The sequence below is a fragment of the Nocardia sp. NPDC051750 genome, from assembly GCF_044453135.1.
In the GTDB taxonomy this organism is placed as follows: domain Bacteria; phylum Actinomycetota; class Actinomycetes; order Mycobacteriales; family Mycobacteriaceae; genus Nocardia.
Map to the genome: position 1 here is coordinate 244181 of NZ_JBITCK010000006.1, position 18625 is coordinate 262805.

15 protein-coding genes are annotated in these 18625 nt (G+C 68.6%); 6 read left to right on the top strand and 9 right to left on the bottom strand.

Going from position 1 to position 18625, the window contains the following annotated elements:
• Window positions 1–8 precede the first annotated feature (8 nt).
• Entirely contained in the window at window positions 9–1754 is a 1746-nt protein-coding gene (locus ACIA75_RS25930; RefSeq protein ID WP_397108357.1) for an amidohydrolase family protein, read from the top strand.
• Between the two features lie 10 nt (window positions 1755–1764).
• On the opposite strand, the gene ACIA75_RS25935 is transcribed toward ACIA75_RS25930, so the two are convergent.
• Window positions 1765–2721 (bottom strand): oxygenase MpaB family protein, encoded by a 957-nt coding sequence (locus tag ACIA75_RS25935; RefSeq protein ID WP_397108359.1) that lies wholly within the window; start codon window positions 2719–2721, stop codon window positions 1765–1767.
• Between the two features lie 137 nt (window positions 2722–2858).
• On the opposite strand from ACIA75_RS25935, the gene ACIA75_RS25940 reads away from it, so the two are divergent.
• A complete protein-coding gene (locus ACIA75_RS25940) occupies window positions 2859–3482 on the top strand; it encodes a TetR/AcrR family transcriptional regulator (protein WP_397108361.1) in 624 nt (207 codons plus the stop codon).
• Between the two features lie 35 nt (window positions 3483–3517).
• Here the strand turns inward: ACIA75_RS25940 and ACIA75_RS25945 are convergent, their stop codons facing one another.
• From ACIA75_RS25945 to ACIA75_RS25965, 5 genes are all read right to left on the bottom strand, one after another.
• Window positions 3518–5725, bottom strand: coding sequence for a molybdopterin-dependent oxidoreductase (locus ACIA75_RS25945; protein ID WP_397108363.1), 2208 nt, complete (start codon window positions 5723–5725; stop codon window positions 3518–3520).
• 220 nt (window positions 5726–5945) lie between these two features.
• Window positions 5946–6998 carry a Gfo/Idh/MocA family oxidoreductase gene (locus tag ACIA75_RS25950; protein WP_397108365.1) on the bottom strand — a complete coding sequence of 351 codons (1053 nt, stop codon included), beginning with the start codon at window positions 6996–6998 and terminating at the stop codon, window positions 5946–5948.
• Between the two features lie 27 nt (window positions 6999–7025).
• Window positions 7026–7439 carry a YjbQ family protein gene (locus ACIA75_RS25955; RefSeq protein ID WP_397108367.1) on the bottom strand — a complete coding sequence of 138 codons (414 nt, stop codon included), beginning with the start codon at window positions 7437–7439 and terminating at the stop codon, window positions 7026–7028.
• A 75-nt stretch (window positions 7440–7514) separates the two neighbouring features.
• Entirely contained in the window at window positions 7515–8303 is a 789-nt protein-coding gene (locus ACIA75_RS25960) for a Sir2 family NAD-dependent protein deacetylase (protein ID WP_397109096.1), read from the bottom strand.
• A gap of 179 nt (window positions 8304–8482) precedes the next feature.
• Window positions 8483–8713 carry a hypothetical protein gene (locus tag ACIA75_RS25965; RefSeq protein ID WP_397108369.1) on the bottom strand — a complete coding sequence of 77 codons (231 nt, stop codon included), beginning with the start codon at window positions 8711–8713 and terminating at the stop codon, window positions 8483–8485.
• A gap of 444 nt (window positions 8714–9157) precedes the next feature.
• On the opposite strand from ACIA75_RS25965, the gene ACIA75_RS25970 reads away from it, so the two are divergent.
• The 3 genes from ACIA75_RS25970 to ACIA75_RS25980 all read left to right on the top strand — a co-directional run bounded on the left by ACIA75_RS25970 (window position 9158) and on the right by ACIA75_RS25980 (window position 12071).
• Window positions 9158–9928, top strand: a complete 771-nt coding sequence (locus tag ACIA75_RS25970) for an MHYT domain-containing protein (RefSeq protein ID WP_397108371.1) — start codon at window positions 9158–9160, stop codon at window positions 9926–9928.
• Window positions 9929–10045: 117 nt separating this feature from the next.
• Window positions 10046–11116: a nucleoside hydrolase gene (locus ACIA75_RS25975; RefSeq protein WP_397108373.1), complete on the top strand. Its 1071-nt coding sequence runs from the start codon at window positions 10046–10048 to the stop codon at window positions 11114–11116.
• A 121-nt stretch (window positions 11117–11237) separates the two neighbouring features.
• A complete protein-coding gene (locus tag ACIA75_RS25980) occupies window positions 11238–12071 on the top strand; it encodes an amidohydrolase family protein (RefSeq protein ID WP_397109098.1) in 834 nt (277 codons plus the stop codon).
• 151 nt (window positions 12072–12222) lie between these two features.
• On the opposite strand, the gene meaB is transcribed toward ACIA75_RS25980, so the two are convergent.
• Genes meaB through ACIA75_RS25995 form a run of 3 tightly spaced genes read right to left on the bottom strand, consistent with a single transcriptional unit; the run spans window position 12223 to window position 17371 of the window.
• Complete coding sequence (meaB, locus tag ACIA75_RS25985; protein ID WP_397108375.1) at window positions 12223–13215, bottom strand: methylmalonyl Co-A mutase-associated GTPase MeaB; 993 nt, start codon at window positions 13213–13215, stop codon at window positions 12223–12225.
• A complete protein-coding gene (gene scpA, locus ACIA75_RS25990) occupies window positions 13212–15497 on the bottom strand; it encodes a methylmalonyl-CoA mutase (RefSeq protein WP_397108377.1) in 2286 nt (761 codons plus the stop codon). The genes meaB and scpA overlap by 4 nt, the downstream gene beginning before the upstream one ends.
• On the bottom strand, window positions 15497–17371 hold the full coding sequence (locus ACIA75_RS25995; protein WP_397108379.1) for a methylmalonyl-CoA mutase family protein: 1875 nt from the start codon (window positions 17369–17371) through the stop codon (window positions 15497–15499). Before ACIA75_RS25995 ends, scpA begins: the two co-directional genes overlap by 1 nt.
• Before the next feature lie 405 nt (window positions 17372–17776).
• On the opposite strand from ACIA75_RS25995, the gene ACIA75_RS26000 reads away from it, so the two are divergent.
• Window positions 17777–18499 (top strand): TVP38/TMEM64 family protein, encoded by a 723-nt coding sequence (locus ACIA75_RS26000; RefSeq protein ID WP_397108381.1) that lies wholly within the window; start codon window positions 17777–17779, stop codon window positions 18497–18499.
• Window positions 18500–18625: the final 126 nt, after the last annotated feature.

Below are 18625 nucleotides of genomic sequence, written 5' to 3' on the forward strand. Positions count from 1 at the left end.
ATGGGGTTGTGAGCTACGACACGATCATCAGAGGCGGCCGCTGGTTCGACGGGACCGGGGCGCCCTCCGCGGTGCGGCATCTGGGACTGCGCGGCGACCGGGTCGTGACCGTCTCGGAAACGCCGCTCGACGAGACCGGCTGCCCTGATGTGGTGGACGCCCACGGCAAATGGGTACTGCCGGGGATGATCGATATCCACACCCACTACGACATCGAAGTGCTGAAAACGCCCTCGCTGTCGGAATCGGTACGGCACGGAATCACCACCGTGTTGCTCGGCTCGTGTTCGCTGTCCACCGTCCATATCGACCCCACGGGCGCGGGCGATATCTTCGGCCGGGTGGAGGCGATCCCCCGCAGCCACGTCATCGACACCCTCGAGGACACCAAGACCTGGAGTTCGGCGCGCGAATACATCACCGCACTCGAACACCTACCACTGGGCCCGAATATCGCGGCCATGCTGGGCCATTCCGATATCCGCACCGCACGGATGGGCCTGGATCGCGCCACCCGCGCGGATGTGCGGCCCACCCGCGCGGAGCTGGCGGATATGGAAGCAGCGCTGACCGAGGCGCTCGATGCCGGGTTCGTCGGCCTGTCGGCCCAGCAACTGCTGTTCGACAAGGTCGACGGCGAGACCTGCCGCTCCCGCACCCTGCCCTCGACCTACGCGAAGGCCCGCGAACGCCGCCGGCTCAACGCCATCCTGCGCCGGCGCGGGCGGATCCTGCAGGGCGGTCCGGATATCACCTCGCCACGCAGTCTCGGTGCCATGATCTTCAGCAGCCTCGGCATCGTGCGCAAACGGTTGAAGACCACGCTGCTCTCCGCGGCCGATATCAAGGCCAACCCGTTCGCGGTGGTTCTCATCGGCTCGCTCGCGCGCCTGGTCAACGCGCTCGGTGCGGATTTCCGGTGGCAACATCTGCCGGTGCCGTTCGAGGTGTACGCCGACGGCATCGACCTGGTGATATTCGAGGAGTTCGGGTCCGGTGCCGCGGCGCTGCACCTGGCCGAACAGGTGGAACGCGACGCCCTGCTCGCCGATGAGGGCTACCGGCGCCGGTTCCGTAAGGACTACGACGCGAAGTTCGGCCTGCGGGTCTGGCATCGCGATTTCTTCGACGCCGAGATCGTCGATTGCCCCGACGCCGCGGTCATCGGGAAAACCTTCGGTCAGGCCGGGGTCGACCGGGGCGGCGTGCATCCCGTCGACGCCTTCCTCGACCTGGTCCTCGAGCACGGGACGAAACTGCGCTGGCGCACCACCATTTCCAATCACCGCCCCGAGATTCTGAACCGTTTCGCCGCACATCCCGGAATCCAGCTCGGCTTCTCCGACGCGGGCGCGCACCTGCGGAACATGGCCTTCTACAACTTCGGCCTGCGGTTCCTGCGCCGCATGTACACGGCCGAACAGGCAGGAGCGCCGGTGATTCCGCTCGAACGGGCAGTGCACCGGCTCACCGGAGAACTCGCCGACTGGTACGACATCGATGCCGGGCACCTCCGAGAGGGCGACCGCGCCGATCTGGTGATCATCGACCCCGCCGGACTCGACGATTCGGTGGACGCCTACGCCGAGAGCCCGGTCGCCCAGTACGGGAACCTGTCGCGGATGGTGAACCGCAACGACGCCGCGGTCACCGCCGTGTACATCGGTGGTCGTTTCGTTTTCGGCGACGGCACCGCGGACCCCGCCCTCGGCACCGAACGCACCGGCCGGTTCCTGCGGGTCCGGCAACACTGAGCGGCCCGGCTCAGCGCCGGTCCGCGGGGACCGCGAAGGATTCGAGCCCGAAACCGCGCAAGGCGCGAATCAGCTTCTCGTACCGGAATCGGTTGTAGGCCAAGGGCTGCAGCAGGAGCCGGTCGGGCAGATTCCGCCAGGCCCACTGCAGCAACCAGATATAGAGCGCGAATTCCTGATCGTGGCGCGGTTTCAGTTCGAAACCCGTCAGTTCCTGCACCCGCGGATGCAGCGCCTTGGACGAGCACACCTGGATCACATGGCCCGCGATCGGCCGGACCACCAGCCACAGCGGCGTCAGCGCGCGCCGCGCCGGCTGGGGCAGGCCCAGGGTGGGCAGGGGCAGTTTCGTGAGCCCGGCGAATTTCTCCACGAGGAAGGGATTGGCGTGCAGCTCCTCGTTCGCCATGGTGTCGTAATACTCGCGGGCCTCGGCGAGATCGACCGGCAGCCTCCCCGCGGCGCTGGGCAGTTCGAGATCGGCGAAGGCCTCGCACAGCTGCCGGTAGGCCGCTTCTTCCTCCTCCGGCCGCAATTCGGTGCCGGTGCAGTAGGTGAAGGTGTTGAGTACCACGAAGATTCCGCTCACCGCGATCCACTTCCAGGCGGCCGGGTTCAGCGCGCTGTACTTGACGTCCTGGAAATCCGCGGTGCCGGTGCCGCGCACGTCACGGTGGCGCAATTTGAGCCATTCGGACTCGGCGCGGCGATCGTCGGAATCACCCCACAGCGCGATCATCGCCGAGGCTCCGCTGCGTACCCCGCGGTCGGCGAAGTTGGCCTCGAATCGGCCGGTGCGGTCGACGGCGGCCGCCACCGGCACCAGGGCGACCTGATCGAAGGCCGCGCCGGCGAAGACTCCGGCCAGGATGCTGCCGGAGTGTTTGCGGAATTCGCGCAGGACTTCCGGCCGGATCCGCTGGTCGGCGGACTGGTCGGCGGTGCGCACCGTTGCGTTGTTCGCCATCTCGTCACCTCGGACTGAACGGAGAAATGATAGTTTGACCACCCTTAGACTATCACCGATTGAATTCCGAGCACCACGGGGCACATCCGCGCCGCCGCGTCATCTTTGCCGGCCAACGGGCCGGTAGGCTGGTGCGAATGGAGACCGCCGCTGCGCCCTGGGCCGAACTGCAGCAGCTGGACACCAGATCCCGCGGTATCGTCGACGCCGCCCGCGAATGTTTCGCCGCCCACGGATTCGACGACACCACCATGGTCCGGATCGCCGAAACGGCCGGCGTCGGGGTCGCGACGGTGTATCGGCGCTTCGGGACCAAATCCGCGATCCTGCGCTACGCGCTGATGGCCGAATCCCAGCGGGTGTCCATGATCGTCGGCGACGCCATGCACCGCTCGGCCGGGCCGGTGGGTGCCCTCGCCGATATGTTCGCCGTCTTCGTCAGCGAGGCCACCGCCCCGCGCCTGCTCACCCGCAGCCTGCGCGCCACGGGCGCGTCCGGGCAGCTCGCCGATTTCCTCACCGGCGACGATGCCGTCGCCCAGGGCCGGGAGCTGGTGGCGCGGTTCCTCGCCTACTGGCAGCAACGCGGCGAGCTGGGCAGTTTCGACCCCGAGGTGGTGGCCGAACTGTTCGTCCGGCTCACCATCTCCTTCATCGCCAACCCGCGCGGTGTGCTGCCGCTCGGTGACGCCGAGGCCGCCCGCGAATTCGCCCGCCGCTACCTCGCGCCGCTCATGTTCCCCCACCCCGTCGGCGGCTGATCCGGCGGCAGACGGGCGTCGGGCCCGCGGGTGGATCAGGCAGGTGTCAGCGAGACCGGGACTCCGTTGAAAACGGCATTGCCCGAGGGGATGTCGAGCACCGAATCATCGGTCAGCGTATTGGCGTTCACGCCGGGGTGTTCGGCCGCCACCTGCTGGGCGCTTCCGGAATGTCCCCACCCGTGCGGCAGACTCACCACCCCGGGCATGATCGAATCGGTGGGCTCCAGCGGGACGGTCAGTGAACCGGCGGCGGATTTTACGATCGCGTAGTCACCGAGACCGAGGCGGGAGATATCGTCGGGGTGGATCTGCAGGGTGCAGCGGTTGGTACCGCCGACGAGGCGTTCCATATTGTGCATCCAGCTGTTGTTGGAACGCAGGTGACGTCGCCCGATGAGCACCAGATCCGCCGGTTCGGTAGCCGAACCCGCCCGCAGACGTTCGATATCGGTCATCAGTAGTTCGGGCGCCAGCTCGACCTTTCCGGAGGCGGTCCGCAACACCTCGGGCAGCCGGGGCCGCAGCGGACCGAGATCGATGCCGTGCGGATTGTCCAGCAGGGTCTGCAGGCTCAGCTCGCCACCGTTCCACGCACCGTAGGGACCGAGCCGCAGCATCAGATCCACCCGCTGTTCGGTGGTGGTGCTGCCGAGCAGTTCCGGACGGCGCTGCGCAAGTCCCGCGCGCTGCAGCGTATCGCCGATGACGAATTCGTCGAACGCCGTCAGCGGGTCGAAATCCCCACGGGGATTGTGCGGTTGCCCGCTCACGGCCGCGCCCAGCCGGACATAGAGCGCGGCTTCGGAGGGCCGATCCCCCAGCGGTACCAGCGGCGGCGAATACCGTGCGTAATTGCGGACCGCGAACTGCAGCAGCGCGAAATCGTAGTGCGGGGATTGCACCGGGCGGGGCGGCGGGAGGATCACATCGGCGTGCCGGGTGGTCTCGTTGAGGTAGCGATCGATGCTCACCATGAAGTCGAGACCGGCGAACGCTCCGTCCAACCGGGGTCCACTGGGCGCCGACAGCACCGGATTACCCGCCACCGTGATCAGAGCGCGGACCTGCCCCTCGCCCGGAGTGGTGATCTCGTCGACGAGCGTGGCGACAGGCAGCTCCCCCATCGCCTCCGGCAGCTGCCGTACCCGGCTGCGCCAGCGGCCCGGGCGGAACGGTTTGGTGCGGACGATCCCGCGGGCCGCGGCGGTGGCGAACATGACCCCACCCGGCCGGTCGAGATTGCCGGTGAGGATATTGAGCACATCGACCAGCCATTGCGTCAAAGTCCCGAACTCGGCCGTGCAGGTCCCGATCCGGGCGTACACCGCGGCAGTGGGGGCCGCGGCGAGCTCACGCGCGAGGCGGCGGACGGTATCGGCGGGTACGCCGGTGCGTTCGGCGACCAGCTCCGGAGTGAAGTCCGACGCCGCGGCACGGACCTCCTCCAGCCCGGCGGTCTCGATGCCGATGCGGGTGAGCCCCTCGGCGAAGAGCGTGTGCACCATCCCGAAGAGCAGGTAGGCGTCGGTGCCGGGCCGGACGAAGAGATGTTCGTCGGCGAGGGCGGCGGTCCGGGTCCGCCGCGGGTCGACCACCACCAGCCGGCCCCCACGCTCCCGCAGTGCCCGCAGCCGGCCGGGGAAATCCGGGGCCGTACAGACCGAACCGTTGGATTCGAGCGGATTGGCGCCCAGCATCAGCAGGAAATCGGTGCGATCGAGGTCGGGAACCGGAACGGCCAGCGGGTCACCGTAGAGCAGCCCGCAGGCCAGCTGTTTGGGCATCTGGTCGGCGGTGCTCGCGGAGTAGAGGTTCTTGGTACCGAGGGCGCGGATCAACGCCGACGCGTACAGGGTGCCCGCGACGGTATGCGCGTTCGGATTTCCCAGATAGAGCGCGACCGATTGATTACCGTGCGCGGACTTGATCGCCGGGATGCGCTCGGCGATCAGATCGAAGGCCTCGTCCCAGCCCGCGGTCCGCCAGGTGCCGGTCGCGCGGTCCCGGATCATCGGCTCGGTGAGACGATCGGGGTCGCCGTCGAGCCGGCCGAAGCTGGCGCCCTTCGGGCAGAGGAATCCCGCGCTGAACGGGTCCTGTTTGTCGCCGCGGACCGCGGTCACCCGATCCTCGCCGTCCAGAGTCAGCTCGAGGCCGCAGACCGCCTCGCACAGCGGGCAGGTGCGCAGCAGATTCCGGGAGCCGGCAGCGGAATCAATAGGAGACGTAGGTCTGGCCATGACTCCATCATGGCCCGGCGGGACGGCACTCGGGAAGGGTTCGGCGGTATTCGGCCGAATAACTGCGGTAATCCGCCCTCAGTTGTCCATTACGACCGACACCGGGCCTGGACCCACCGGACAAACGACTGCCGGTCACCGAGCCCGGTGCGCACCCCGCCGCCGGTCGACTTCTCGACCGGCCCGCGCGCCGGGGACCCACTCCCTGAGTTCTGTCGCGTCAGATGCGCATCACGGTCTCCGACGCGGCCGATTCGCGGGCCGCCTCCAGGACCCGCAGACCCGTCAGGGCATCGACGGGATCCACCGGAACCGGTGCGCCGTCGAGTATCGCCGCGGCCAGGGCACTGTAGAAGGCGAGGTAGTCGCCCGGCAGGGTGGGAAATGCCGCCGCCTCCGGGTCGGCGCCGAGAATTCCGTACCGGTCGGGAGCCACTGTCCCCCAGGATTTTCCGTCACCGGGACGCCTGCCTTCCCGTAACGCCGCCTCCTGCGGGTCCATCCCGTGGACCTCATAGCCGGCCTTCTCCCCCAGCACGCGGAACCGGGGGCCGAGGCGCGGCGCCACCGCGCTGGCCCACAGATGGGAGCGGACACCGCCGGGGTGGGTCAGGGCAAGGAACATATCGTCGTCGGTACTCACCCCGGGGCGGCGGGAATCGAGTTCGCAGTAGACCGCAGTCGGTGGGCCGAACAAGGCCAGCGCCTGATCGACGAGGTGGCTGCCCAGGTCGTAGAGGATGCCGGCGGCGTCAGCGGTGGTGCCCGACTCCCGCCAGCCGCTCTTCGGCACCGGGCGCCAGCGCTCGAACCGGGATTCGAACCGGCGCACCGCCCCCAGCCGGCCCTCGTCGAGGAGCCGGCCGATGGTGCGGAAATCACCGTCCCAGCGCCGGTTGTGGAACACCGTCAGGACCCGGCCGGCGTCCGCCGCGTACCGGATCACCGCGGCGGCTTCGGCGGTGGTCACCGCGAACGGTTTGTCCACCACCACGGCGAGGCCCGCGCCGAGCGCCCGCAGCGCCAGTTCGGCGTGGGTGCGGTTCGGCGCGGCGACGACCACCACATCGATCCCGGCCGGATCGGCGAACAGCGCGTCGGCGTCCGGTACGACGCGAACTCCCGGATGGTCGCGCCGGGCCTGCTCGGCCCGCTCGGCCGAGCCCGTCACCACCGCCACCACCTGCAGGCGTGGCTCCGCGGCGATCAACGGTGCGTGGAACACCGCGCCCGCCAAGCCGTACCCGATGACTGCGACGCCGAGACTGCTCATGCAGGCGACGTTACCCGGGCGCGGCACTCACCCCGCGGAGGTCAAGAACGACAACCGCACCTGCCGATCGGGGTTGTCGACATTCACATCGACCAGGGCGATGGACTGCCATGTCCCCAGGGCGATTTCGCCGTCCACCACGGGAACGGTCGCGTACGGTGCGATGAGGGCGGGCATCACATGCGAGCGCCCGTGCCCACGCGACCCGTGTGCGTGCCGCCAGCGGTCGTCGGCGGGCAGCAGATCGCGCAACGCGGCCAGCAGATCGTCGTCGCTGTAGGCACCCAGTTCGATCACCGCGACCCCGGCGGTGGCGTGCGGGACGAAAATATGGAGTAGCCCGTCGCCACCTGCCGCCCGCACGAATTCCGAGCATTCACCGGTGATGTCCCGGACGGTTTCGGCGCTCCCCGTACGTACCGCGATCAGTGTGCTCCGCATACTGCGCAGGGTACGCGCGCCGGTGGGTCCGGTCCGGCAGCCGCTGAGGTCGCGGTGCGGCAGCGTGATACCTGCTCATCGGTCGGTGCGGCGATTTCCGAAGCGCTCCGCGAGACCCGACAGAATCGGCGAGCAGCCCGCATGGACAGCGCGGGCGGCCAGACTGTCGCTGCGGGTCGGCCCCCGATTGACGATCAGCACTGTGCCGCCGCGGCGAGCGACCCGGTGGACGAAGCGGCGGCCCGACAGCACCGTCAGGCTCGACCCCGCGATCAGGATCACCTCGGCCGAGTCCACCAGCGCGTAGGCGGCCGCGACCCGGTCCGGCGGCACGTTCTCCCCGAAATAGACGATATCCGGCTTCAGCAGTCCCCCGCAGTGCGCGCAATCCACCATGCGGAAACCCTCGATATCCTCGACCACCGCGTCCGCATCGGGCGCGACCTCCAGTCCGGTCACCGAGGCGGCCGCGAAACCGGGGTTGATCAGTTCCAGGTGGTCGGCCAGGGTCATCCGCGACATCCGGGTACCGCAGTCGAGGCACCGGACCTGGGCGTAACTGCCGTGGAGGTCGATCACCTGCCGACTACCCGCTTTGGTGTGCAGCAGGTCGACATTCTGGGTGATCACACCGGCCACCACGCCGAGGCGCTCGAGTTCGGCCAGGGCCCGATGACCGGCGTTCGGGCGCGCGGCGTCCATGTACCGCCATCCGACGTGATTACGCGCCCAGTATCGTCTGCGGAACTCCGGGTCGCCGATGAACTGCTGGTACGTCATCGGGGTACGCGGCGGGGAATCGGGTCCGCGGTAGTCGGGAATTCCGCTGTCGGTCGAGATCCCGGCGCCGGTGAGTACGACCATCCGCCGGTTACCGATCAGCTCGCACAGATCGTCGACGGGATCCGCACAGCGCACGGGATGGTCATCGCTGAGCAGCACCGTATCGGACATGTTCCGAGGGTACGTCCCGAACACCGGGCACCTGCCCTACGGCCCGGGTGGGCTCGCTCTATCCGACCGAGCCCACAGCCGATCCGGCGTCAGGTCTGAAGACCGGCGAGTTTGCCCGCCTCCGCATCGAGACCGAGCATGGCCAGCAGATTCTGGCAGTCGACAGCATCGGTGGAGTGTCCCGCAACGATGCGGGCGGCGACGGCGCTGCGGCGGGCGACCTCGGCCCGTTCGGCACTGCGAATCTCGGCGAACTCCGCCAGTTCGGCGTCGGGGAGATCGTGGTCGACGGGGGTGTGGCGGCTGGATGTGCCAGGCATGGGTCTCCTTCGAGTTGTCCGAAGCCTACGCCGACGGCCGGTCGTGCACACCTCAACCGGAAAACATCGGGCGCGGCCCGCCGGGGCCATCCGGTCGCCGAGCGCGAGGCACTCGCATCCGGCGGGCACCGGACCGGCCCTTCCGCGCCCGGTCCGCCGGAGGTACGGTGCGGCTGTATTCGGCAGCCGCACCCCGGAATTGCTGCGGCACCGAGGAGTGCCGATCGATAGCGGGAAGCCGTACCGGCGGTCGTGGCGCCGCCCGCGCCATCACACCGACGCGGACTTCGCGCCGGGTTGGCGCATATGCGCCGATGTCCTTTCAGTAGCCCTTGTTTTTTACAGGATATCTCCTCTAAATTCACTCCCTGCACGTTCACGTTCTGGAATGCTCGCGTTCCGCTGTTGCGGGGTCGGTGTTCCATCCAGCGAGGAGGTCCCCTGGTGGAGATCGACCACTTCAGCCATGGCTGGCTCACCCCCGTGGTCGCATACGTCATGTCGTTCACCGGTTCGTTGCTCGGACTGCGGTGTATGAGCCGTGTCCGCAGCGGCTCGATCTTCGACGGCTGGCTCATCGCCGCGTCCGTCGCCATCGGCGGCACCGGTATCTGGGTGATGCATTTCGTCGCCATGCTCGGGTTCCGGATCGACGGCGCGGCCATAAAATTCGATGTGCCCATCACCCTGGTCAGCGCCCTGATCGCCATGGTCGTCGTCTGGCTCGGCCTATGCCTGGCCCAGCAGCGCAAGCTGGGCACCCAGGGCCTGCTCGTCGGCGGCGTGGTCACCGGAATCGGTGTCGGCGCCATGCATTACGCCGGCATGTACGCCATGAAGACCGATGCGGACATCGGATACGACTGGCCGACCGTGGCTCTGTCCATGGTTATCGCGGTGATCGCCGCGACCGCCGCGCTGTGGTTCACCCTCAATGTGCGCGGTACGCTCGCCACCCTCGGCGCCGCGCTGGTGATGGGCGTGGCCGTCGCCGGTATGCATTACACGGGAATGTTCGCCATGCATATCGGCGATCATCAGCACCAGCTGCCGCCCTCGGGAGCCGGTGCCGCCCAATTGCTCACACCGCTCGTCGTGAGCGTCAGCCTGGTAACGGTCGGCATGCTCTTCCATCTGGGTCTCACCGAGGTCGGCGGCAGCACACCACTGACCCGCAGACCCGCCACCGACAACTACTGGCCCACCCGGGACTGAACCACCGCATCGGCCTGACCCAAACGCGTCACGTGACGCGACCGCGCCGCGCCCCTCCCGGGACGCGGCATGGGTGGCGATCGGCCCCGGTCGTGGCAGCCTCGTTACGCTCGGGTCATGCGGCAGCGGATCATCATGGACGTGGATACCGGCGTGGACGATTCCCTCGCCCTGCTGTATCTGCTCGCCAGCCCGGAAGCCGAGATCACCGGAATCGCCGCCACCGCCGGAAATGTGCCGGCCGCCCAGGTGGCGATCAACAACCTCGCCTGGCTGGAACTGGCCGGTGCGCCCGATATCGAGGTCGCACTGGGCGCCGTCGAGCCACTCGAGGTGCCGCTGCGTACCACCGAGGACACCCACGGGCCACAGGGCGTCGGTTACGCCGAACTCCCTGCTCCGACCCGGCAGATCTCCGCCCGCAGCGCCGCGGATCTGTGGGTCGCGTCGGCGCGCGAGCACCCGGGCGAACTCATCGGCCTGTGCACCGGCCCCCTCACCAACCTCGCCCTCGCCCTGCGCGCGGAGCCCGAACTCCCCCGGCTGCTCCGCCGCCTGGTGATCATGGGCGGAGCGTTCAACCATCCGGGGAACACCACCCCCACCAACGAGTGGAATATCCACGTCGACCCCGAAGCTGCGAAAATCGTTTTCGACGCCTTCTCCGCCGCACCCGCGGATCGCCGGCCGATCGTCTGCGCGCTCGATATCACCGAAACTATCGAAATGCGGCCCGCCCACCTGACGCGGCTGGCCGAACGCGCCGGAAGCCTGCCGATCGAGACGGTGTCCCCGGACGATCCGCCCGGGGCCCGATCCGCAGCGGACAACCCGATCATCCGGCACGTCACCGACGCTGTCCGCTTCTATTTCGATTTCCACCAGGCCTACGACCTCGGCTACCTGGCCCATATGCACGACCCGTTCGCCGCGGCCGTGGCCCTCGACCCCGCGCTGGCCTGCACCCGGCCCGCGACGGTCGACGTCGAACTCGCCGGAACACTCACCCGCGCCACCACCGTCGCCGACTGGGCCGGTATGTGGGGGCGCCCGCCCAACGCCGATATCGTCGTCGCCACCGACCCCGACCGGTTCTTCGACCGGCTCATCGCCCGTATCGGCGACTTCGCCCGCGCTCGCATCCCCGGCGACTCCGCCCCGGACCGGGTCGCCGCCGAACCCGGCTGACCCGGCCCGCCCCGTCATCCGCATCGACCCAGGAGACCCAGTGACCGCATCCGGAGAATCCGAGATCCCGGCCGACGAGGCGTATCTGGCGCAGTTCCGGCAGCGACTCGGCCTGCCGGGGATGATCGACGTCCATACCCATTTCATGCCGCATCGGGTGCTGCGGAAGGTCTGGGCCTATTTCGATGCCGCCGGTCCGCTCACCGGACGCCCGTGGCCGATCACCTACCGCGACGAGGAACCGGTCCGCCTCGACGCCTTGCGCCGGTTCGGGATTCGCGCCTTCACCGCGCTGGTGTATCCGCACCGCCCGGATATGGCAGCCTGGCTCAACGACTGGACCGCGAAATTCGCCGCCGAGGTGCCCGACTGCCTGCACACCGCGACATTCTTTCCCGAGCCCGCCGCCGCTGGCTACGTTCCGGCCGCGCTCGACGCGGGCGCGCGGGTGTTCAAGGCACATATCCAGGTCGGCGCCTACGATCCGCGCGATCCGCTGCTGGAACCTGTCTGGGGCGCGCTGAGCGACGCGGCGGTCCCGACCGTCGTCCACTGCGGCTCCGGCCCGACGCCCGGTGTGTTCACCGGTCCGGGACCGATCACCGAGGTGCTGCGTCGGTTTCCCCAGCTGCGCCTCATCGTCGCCCATATGGGCATGCCGGAGTACCGGGAATTCCTCGATCTCGCCGACCGCTATCCCGGCGTCCACCTCGATACGACCATGGCCTTCACCGATTTCGCCGAGGCCAGTACCCCGTTCCCGCCGGCCGACCTGCGGCGGCTGGCCGATCACGGCGACCGGATCATGTTCGGCAGCGATTTCCCGAATATCCCGTACCCGTACCGCCATGCCGTCCAGGCACTGGAACGCCTGGACCTCGGCGACGACTGGTTGCGGGCGGTCTGTTACTCCACCGCGGCCCAACTCTTCGGCGTGGACCGGACACCCAGCTGATCGGCTGTCCCGGCTACGCGTGGTCGGCACCTTCGAATCTAATAGTCAGATGCGCATATCTACATTTCTTCATTGTAAAGAGGTGGCCGCCCGCGCAGACCCGGATACACATCCGGCGAGGATAGCGCGTGTTTCCGCAGCGGCCCGGCGATCAGCTGTCGAAGGCGTCCAGCAGCTGCCCAGCGGCCAGCGCGGCGGTGAGACTGCCGTCCCGCACCTGCGCCTCCACTCCCCCGCGTATCTCCTTGACCTTCGGATTGTCGGCGAGACGGCGCAGCAATTGGTCGTGCACCATCGTCCAGGTCCAGTCGACCTGTTGCCGGCGGCGCTTCTCGGCGAACTCCCCCGCATCGGTGAGCACTCGCCGGTGGTCCAGGACGGTCTGCCAGAATTTCTCCAGCCCCGTCCCTTCCAGACCACTCATGGTGAGCACCGGCGGTTTCCACAGCGCATCGTGCGGATGGATGAGCCGCAACGCCCCGGCCAGCTCCCGGGCCGCGCCCTTGGCTTCGATCTCGTGCTTACCGTCGGCCTTGTTCACCGCGACCAGATCGGCCAGCTCCAGCACACCCTTCTTGATGCCCTGCAACTGGTCGCCGGTACGGGCCAGGGTGAGGAAACAGAACACATCGACCATATTGGCGACCGTCACCTCGGACTGGCCGACGCCGACGGTCTCCACCAGGATCACGTCGTATCCGGCCGCCTCCAGCAGCACAATGGTCTCGCGCGTCGCCTTCGCGACCCCGCCGAGCGTCCCGGCGGTCGGCGAGGGGCGGATGAAGGCGTTCGCCTCCACCGACAGCCGCGCCATCCGGGTCTTGTCACCGAGAATCGAACCGCCGGTGCGGGTGGACGAGGGATCCACCGCCAGCACCGCGACCCGGTGCCCCTGCGCGATCAGGTTCATCCCGAGCGCGTCGATGAACGTCGATTTCCCGACCCCGGGAACACCGGTGATCCCGACCCGGTTCGACAGTGCCGCACCGGGTTCCGGTGTCACCCGCAGCAGCAGCTGCTGCGCCTGTTCCCGGTGATCCGACCGGGTGGATTCGACCAGGGTGATCGCCCGGGCGAGGGCGGCCCGCTCACCGGAGCGGACCGCCTGCGCGAGCGCGTCGATATCGATGGCGCGCGCACTCATCCCTGGGTATTCGCCTCGGATCCGGCGGTACCGGCACCGAGCTCGTGGCCGAGCACGGCACCGAGCTTACGCAGCAGATCGATCGCGGCGTCCGCGATCACCGTGCCGGGCGGGAAGATCGCCGCGGCACCCGCCTCGTAGAGCTCGTCGAAGTCACCGGGCGGGATGACGCCGCCGACGATGACCATGATGTCGGGCCTGCCGACATCGGCCAGTGCCTGCCGCAGGGCGGGCACCAGCGTGAGGTGACCGGCCGCCAGCGAGGACACACCGACGACGTGCACGTCGTTGTCCGCGGCCTGACGCGCCACCTCTTCGGGGGTCTGGAACAGCGGGCCCACATCGACGTCGAAACCGAGATCGGCAAACGCCGTGGCGATCACCTTCTGTCCCCGGTCGTGGCCGTCCTGCCCCATCTTCGCGACCAGGATGCGCGGCCGGCGCCCTTCGGCCTCGGCAAATTCGGCGACCAGATCGCTCGCGGTGGTGATATTGGTGACCTTCCCGGCTTCGTCGCGATACACACCGGACAGGGTACGGATCTCGGCCTGATGCCGGCCGTAGACCTTCTCCAGGGCATCGGAGATCTCACCGACGGTGGCCTTCGCGCGGGCGGCATCGATGGCCAGCGCGAGCAGATTGTTCGCCATACCGCCTTCGGACGAGGCGGCGGCCCTGGACAATTCGGCCAGTGCGCGCTCCACGGCAGCGGTGTCGCGGCCGGCGCGCAGCTGCTGCAGTTTCTCGATCTGTTCCGCGCGCACCCGCGAATTCTCGACCTTGAGGACTTCGACTTCGTGATCCTCGGCGACCTGATACTTGTTGACACCGATCACCGGCTGCTGCCCCGTGTCGATCCGCGCCTGAGTGCGGGCGGCCGCCTCCTCGATCCGCAGTTTCGGGATACCCTCGCCGATGGCCTGCGCCATTCCGCCGTGCGCCTCCACCTCGGCGATATGCGCGCGAGCGCGTTCCGCGAGCTGGTGGGTCAGCCATTCCACGTAATACGAGCCACCCCACGGGTCGATCGGCCGCGTGGTGTTCGATTCCTGCTGGATGAGCAGCTGGGTGTTGCGCGCGATCCGGGCCGAGAAATCGGTCGGTAGCGCGAGCGCCTCGTCCAGGGCGTTGGTGTGCAGGGACTGTGTGTGGCCCTGGGTGGCCGCCATCGCCTCGATACAGGTGCGGGCGACATTGTTGTAGGCGTCCTGCGCGGTCAGCGACCAGCCCGAGGTCTGCGAATGGGTACGCAGCGACAGTGATTTGGGATTCTTCGGGTCGAATTTCGCGACCAGTTCGCTCCACAGCAGCCGGCCCGCACGGAGTTTGGCGACCTCCATGAAGAAGTTCATCCCGATGGCCCAGAAGAACGAGAGCCGGGGGGCGAACTTATCGATTTCCATTCCCGCGTCGATACCGGCCCGCAGATATTCCACGCCGTCGGCGAGGGTATAGGCGAGTTCCAGATCGGCGGTCGCACCGGCTTCCTGGATGTGGTAGCCGGAAATGGAGATGGAATTGAATTTCGGCATCTTCGCACTGGTGTAGGCGAAGATATCGGAGATGATCCGCATCGACGGTTTCGGCGGATAGATATAGGTGTTGCGGACCATGAACTCTTTCAGAATATCGTTCTGAATGGTCCCGGCCAGCTGCTCGGGCGCCACACCCTGTTCCTCCGCGGCCACCACATACAGCGCGAGGATCGGCAGCACCGCGCCGTTCATGGTCATCGACACGCTGACCTGATCGAGCGGGATCTGATCGAACAGCTGGCGCATATCGAGGATGGAATCGATGGCGACGCCGGCCATCCCGACATCACCCTGCACTCGCGGGTGATCGGAGTCGTAGCCGCGATGCGTGGCCAGGTCGAACGCCACCGACAGGCCCTTCTGCCCCGCCTGCAGATTGCGGCGGTAGAAGGCGTTGGAATCCGCTGCCGTGGAGAACCCCGCGTACTGGCGGATGGTCCACGGCTGGTTCACATACATCGTCGGATACGGTCCGCGCACGAACGGCGCGACACCCGGAACGCTGTCGAGCGGGAACCCGGCCGCTGCCACCGCATCCCGGTCGGCCTTGGTGAAGACCGGCGGGACGTCGATCCCCTCGGGCGTCGACCACACCAGCTGTTCGGGGGCGTAGTTGTTGGCCGCCGCGGACGCCGCGACGAAGGCATCACGCGCGCTGTCGCCGGCCGGTTCCGGGGTGAAACCCGGCTCGGTGAGCGGTACTTCGGCGAAACTGCCGATCACCTGCTCGATTCGCTGAGTTGTCATCAGGCTCCCACCTTCTCCAGCAGGGCGGTCAGGGCGGCGACCGCGTCGATGCGCGCCGCCAGGAACCCGTCCGGACGCCGGGCCTCGTCGAGCGTGGCCAGTACCTTCTCCGGTCCGGCGAGCAGAACGGTGCTCACCTCCGCGCTGCGCAGTTGTTCCACCGCGGCGGCGGCATCGGTGCCGTAGCGGGCATCGGTACCGCACAGGACCGCGATGGCCGCACCGGAATCCCGGGCCGCCGTCGCGATCTCGTCACCGGCGAGCGGGCCCGGATTGATCGATTCGATACCGCCGGACGCCAGCAGATTGGCGATGAAGGTGACGCGCACATTGTGCTCGGCGACGGTGCCCAGCGGTACGAGCAACGCCTGCGGGCGCGCACCGTGTGCCGCCAGATACGCATCCGACCGATCGCGCAGCGCTTCGAACGCCGCCCCGTAGCGCTGTCCCGGCCCCGCGGCGCGGGCGCCTTCCGAAAGCGGCGCCTCCGCGAGATTCGGGAATTCGTTGACCCCGGTGACCGCGGTGCGGCGATGGGCGATATCGGCCTGTCGCCGGGTACCGGTCTCCTCGATCTTCGCGGCGAGCAGACCGGAGTCCAGTGCCGTCCGATAGCCACCGGCCGCTTCGATCTCCTGCATGAATTCCCAGGCGGTGGCGGCGAGGTCGGTGGTGAAGCTTTCGACGTACCAGGAACCCGCCGCCGGATCCTGCACATGGCCGAGATGGGACTCCTCGAGCAGCAGCAGCTGTGTGTTGCGGGCCATCCGTTGTGCGAACGCCGCCGAAACGCCGAGCTCCCCCGGGGGCAGGGCCGAATCGAAGGGCAGCACCGTCACGGTATCTGCCCCGCCCACTCCGGCACCGAAGGCGGCCAGGGTGGTGCGCAACAGGTTCACCCACGGGTCGCGACGGCTCATCATGGCCGCCGAGGTCACCGCATGCTGCGGGGCAGCGCCTTCGGACGGCGCGCCGAGCGCGTGCGCGACCCGGGCCCACAGGCGCCGGGCGGCCCGGAACTTGGCGAGGGTGGCGAACTGGTCGTCGGTGGCGGCGAAGCGGAACTCCAGCTGGCGCAGCGCCTCGGGCACCGGCAGCTCCGCGGACAGCACCCGCAGGTACTCGAGCCCGGCGGCTACCGCCGCGCCCACTTCCTGGGCGTCCGAGGCGCCGGCGTCATGAAAGACCGTTCCGTCCACGGTGATCGCGCGCAGAGTTTCGGGGCGCTGTGCCGCGCGGCCGGCCAGGCGCACCGTCTCGTCCACGCCGATATCCTCGGCGCCGGAGAACGCACTGGTCAGGGGTGCGGCACCGAAGGAGACCCGGATATCCGCCCGGTCGGTCGCCGAATAGTTGTCGAGGACGGCGAGCACGGCGTCCGCGGCGTCCGCTGTCGCCGGTCCGGCCCGCAGGCTCAGCGGTGCCAGGTCGAAGAGCACGCCGTCGAGCGCGGTCGCGAGGCCGCTCACCGGCAGACCGCCGGCACCGACGGTCAATTCGACGGCGCTCAGGCCGTTCTCCAGCCCGGCGACGATCTCCTGGTTGGCGGCGGCGGGATCGGCCGCCCCGATCCGGGCGTTCACGAACCAGCCGCGCTGGACATCACGCGTGCCGTCGCCGCCGCGAACAAACGGGTAGGCGCCGGGCAGCGGCCCCTCGGGTACTTCGTCGCGGCGCGTGTACAGCGGCGCGATACTCAGCCCATCGTAGGTGGACTGGGCCAGGAGCTTCTCGGGTTCCGCACCGAGTTCGGCAGCATCGACCTTGCGGGCCTTGGCCAGCACACCCGCCACACCTTTGCGCCAGGCGGGATATTCGGGCACCGCGGACGAGGACGGATCAGCCCCGGCCGCGGGCTCTGCAGCAATCGGCATACCCTGTTCCCTCTTGTCGTTCCAGTACAAGCGCACCACCTGCGTGCGCGCGTACCTTGGCATCCGCCCAGCTCAGCGAACACTTTGGTTAACGGGCATTCAGCCCGCCCCTCCGATGCTAGCCGGGGGGCCGGAGCCGACCGCCCGGGGCCTCCGCTACCAATGAGTAACCTGGCCGGAATTCGCCGCCGTACCAGCCACGTCCACCGGCACGCCGTCGTTCGCGCCGATGCCCACCGGGCGCACCCGGCGTGGGCGGCAGGACCGGTCGCCGCATCATGCCTATCCCGACGCCGGAAACGGCCCGCGCCGACCTCGATCACCGGCCAGCCCCCGCACCCGATCACCCGACCAGCCCCGATACCGGACGGTGCGACCCCGACAGCACCCGGTAATCTCGCCGCGGTGCCCCGTATCCTCCGCGACCGACGGCTGGTCCTCCTGCTGTGCCTCGCCGCGGCCCTCTGCGCGGCGGCACTGCTGACCCCCCTGCCCGACCCGCGGCAGATCCAGGAGTGGGCCGAACAAGCCGGACCGTATTTCCCGCTTCTGTTCTTCGCCGCGCACACCGTGATCACCATCGCGCCTGTGCCGCGCACCGTGTTCACGGTCGCATCGGGTCTGCTGTTCGGCCCCGTTGCCGGACTCGCGGTGGCGGTCACCGCCTCGGTCCTCAGCGCCGCGGCCGCGTTTCTCCTGGTACGCGCGTTCGGCCGCGATCGGGTCTCCCCCTATCTGGACCATCCCACGGTGCGGCTCGTCGATGAACGACTGCGCCGCCGCGGATGGCTCGCCGTGGGTGCGCTCCGCCTCATCGCCTTCGCGCCGTTCTCGGTGGTGAACTATTCGTGCGCGTTGTCCTCGATTCGTTTCTGGCCCTACCTCGGCGCCACGCTCATCGGGATCCTGCCCGGCACGGCGGCCACTGTGGTTCTCGCCGACGCGCTGACCGGCGGCACCCACCCGCTCATGGTGGTGATTTCACTCGCCTGTATCGCCGCCGGTTCGGCCGGCCTGTTCATCGACCAGCGCTGGAAGCCGGTCACTGCCGGCTCCGCCTCCACCCTCGGCAAGGGTCCGGCTATGGGCCCGGACCAGGACGCGCCGGTGATCGCTGCCGACCGGTAACCGTGAAACGCTACCGATCAGAGGCCGGTATCTCCGGACTCGTCCGGGGCCCGCAACGGCATGGGGCGGCGGAGGCGCGCCACCCCGCCGTGACGCCGCGTCCGCGGCGGCACCCGCGAGGGCCGC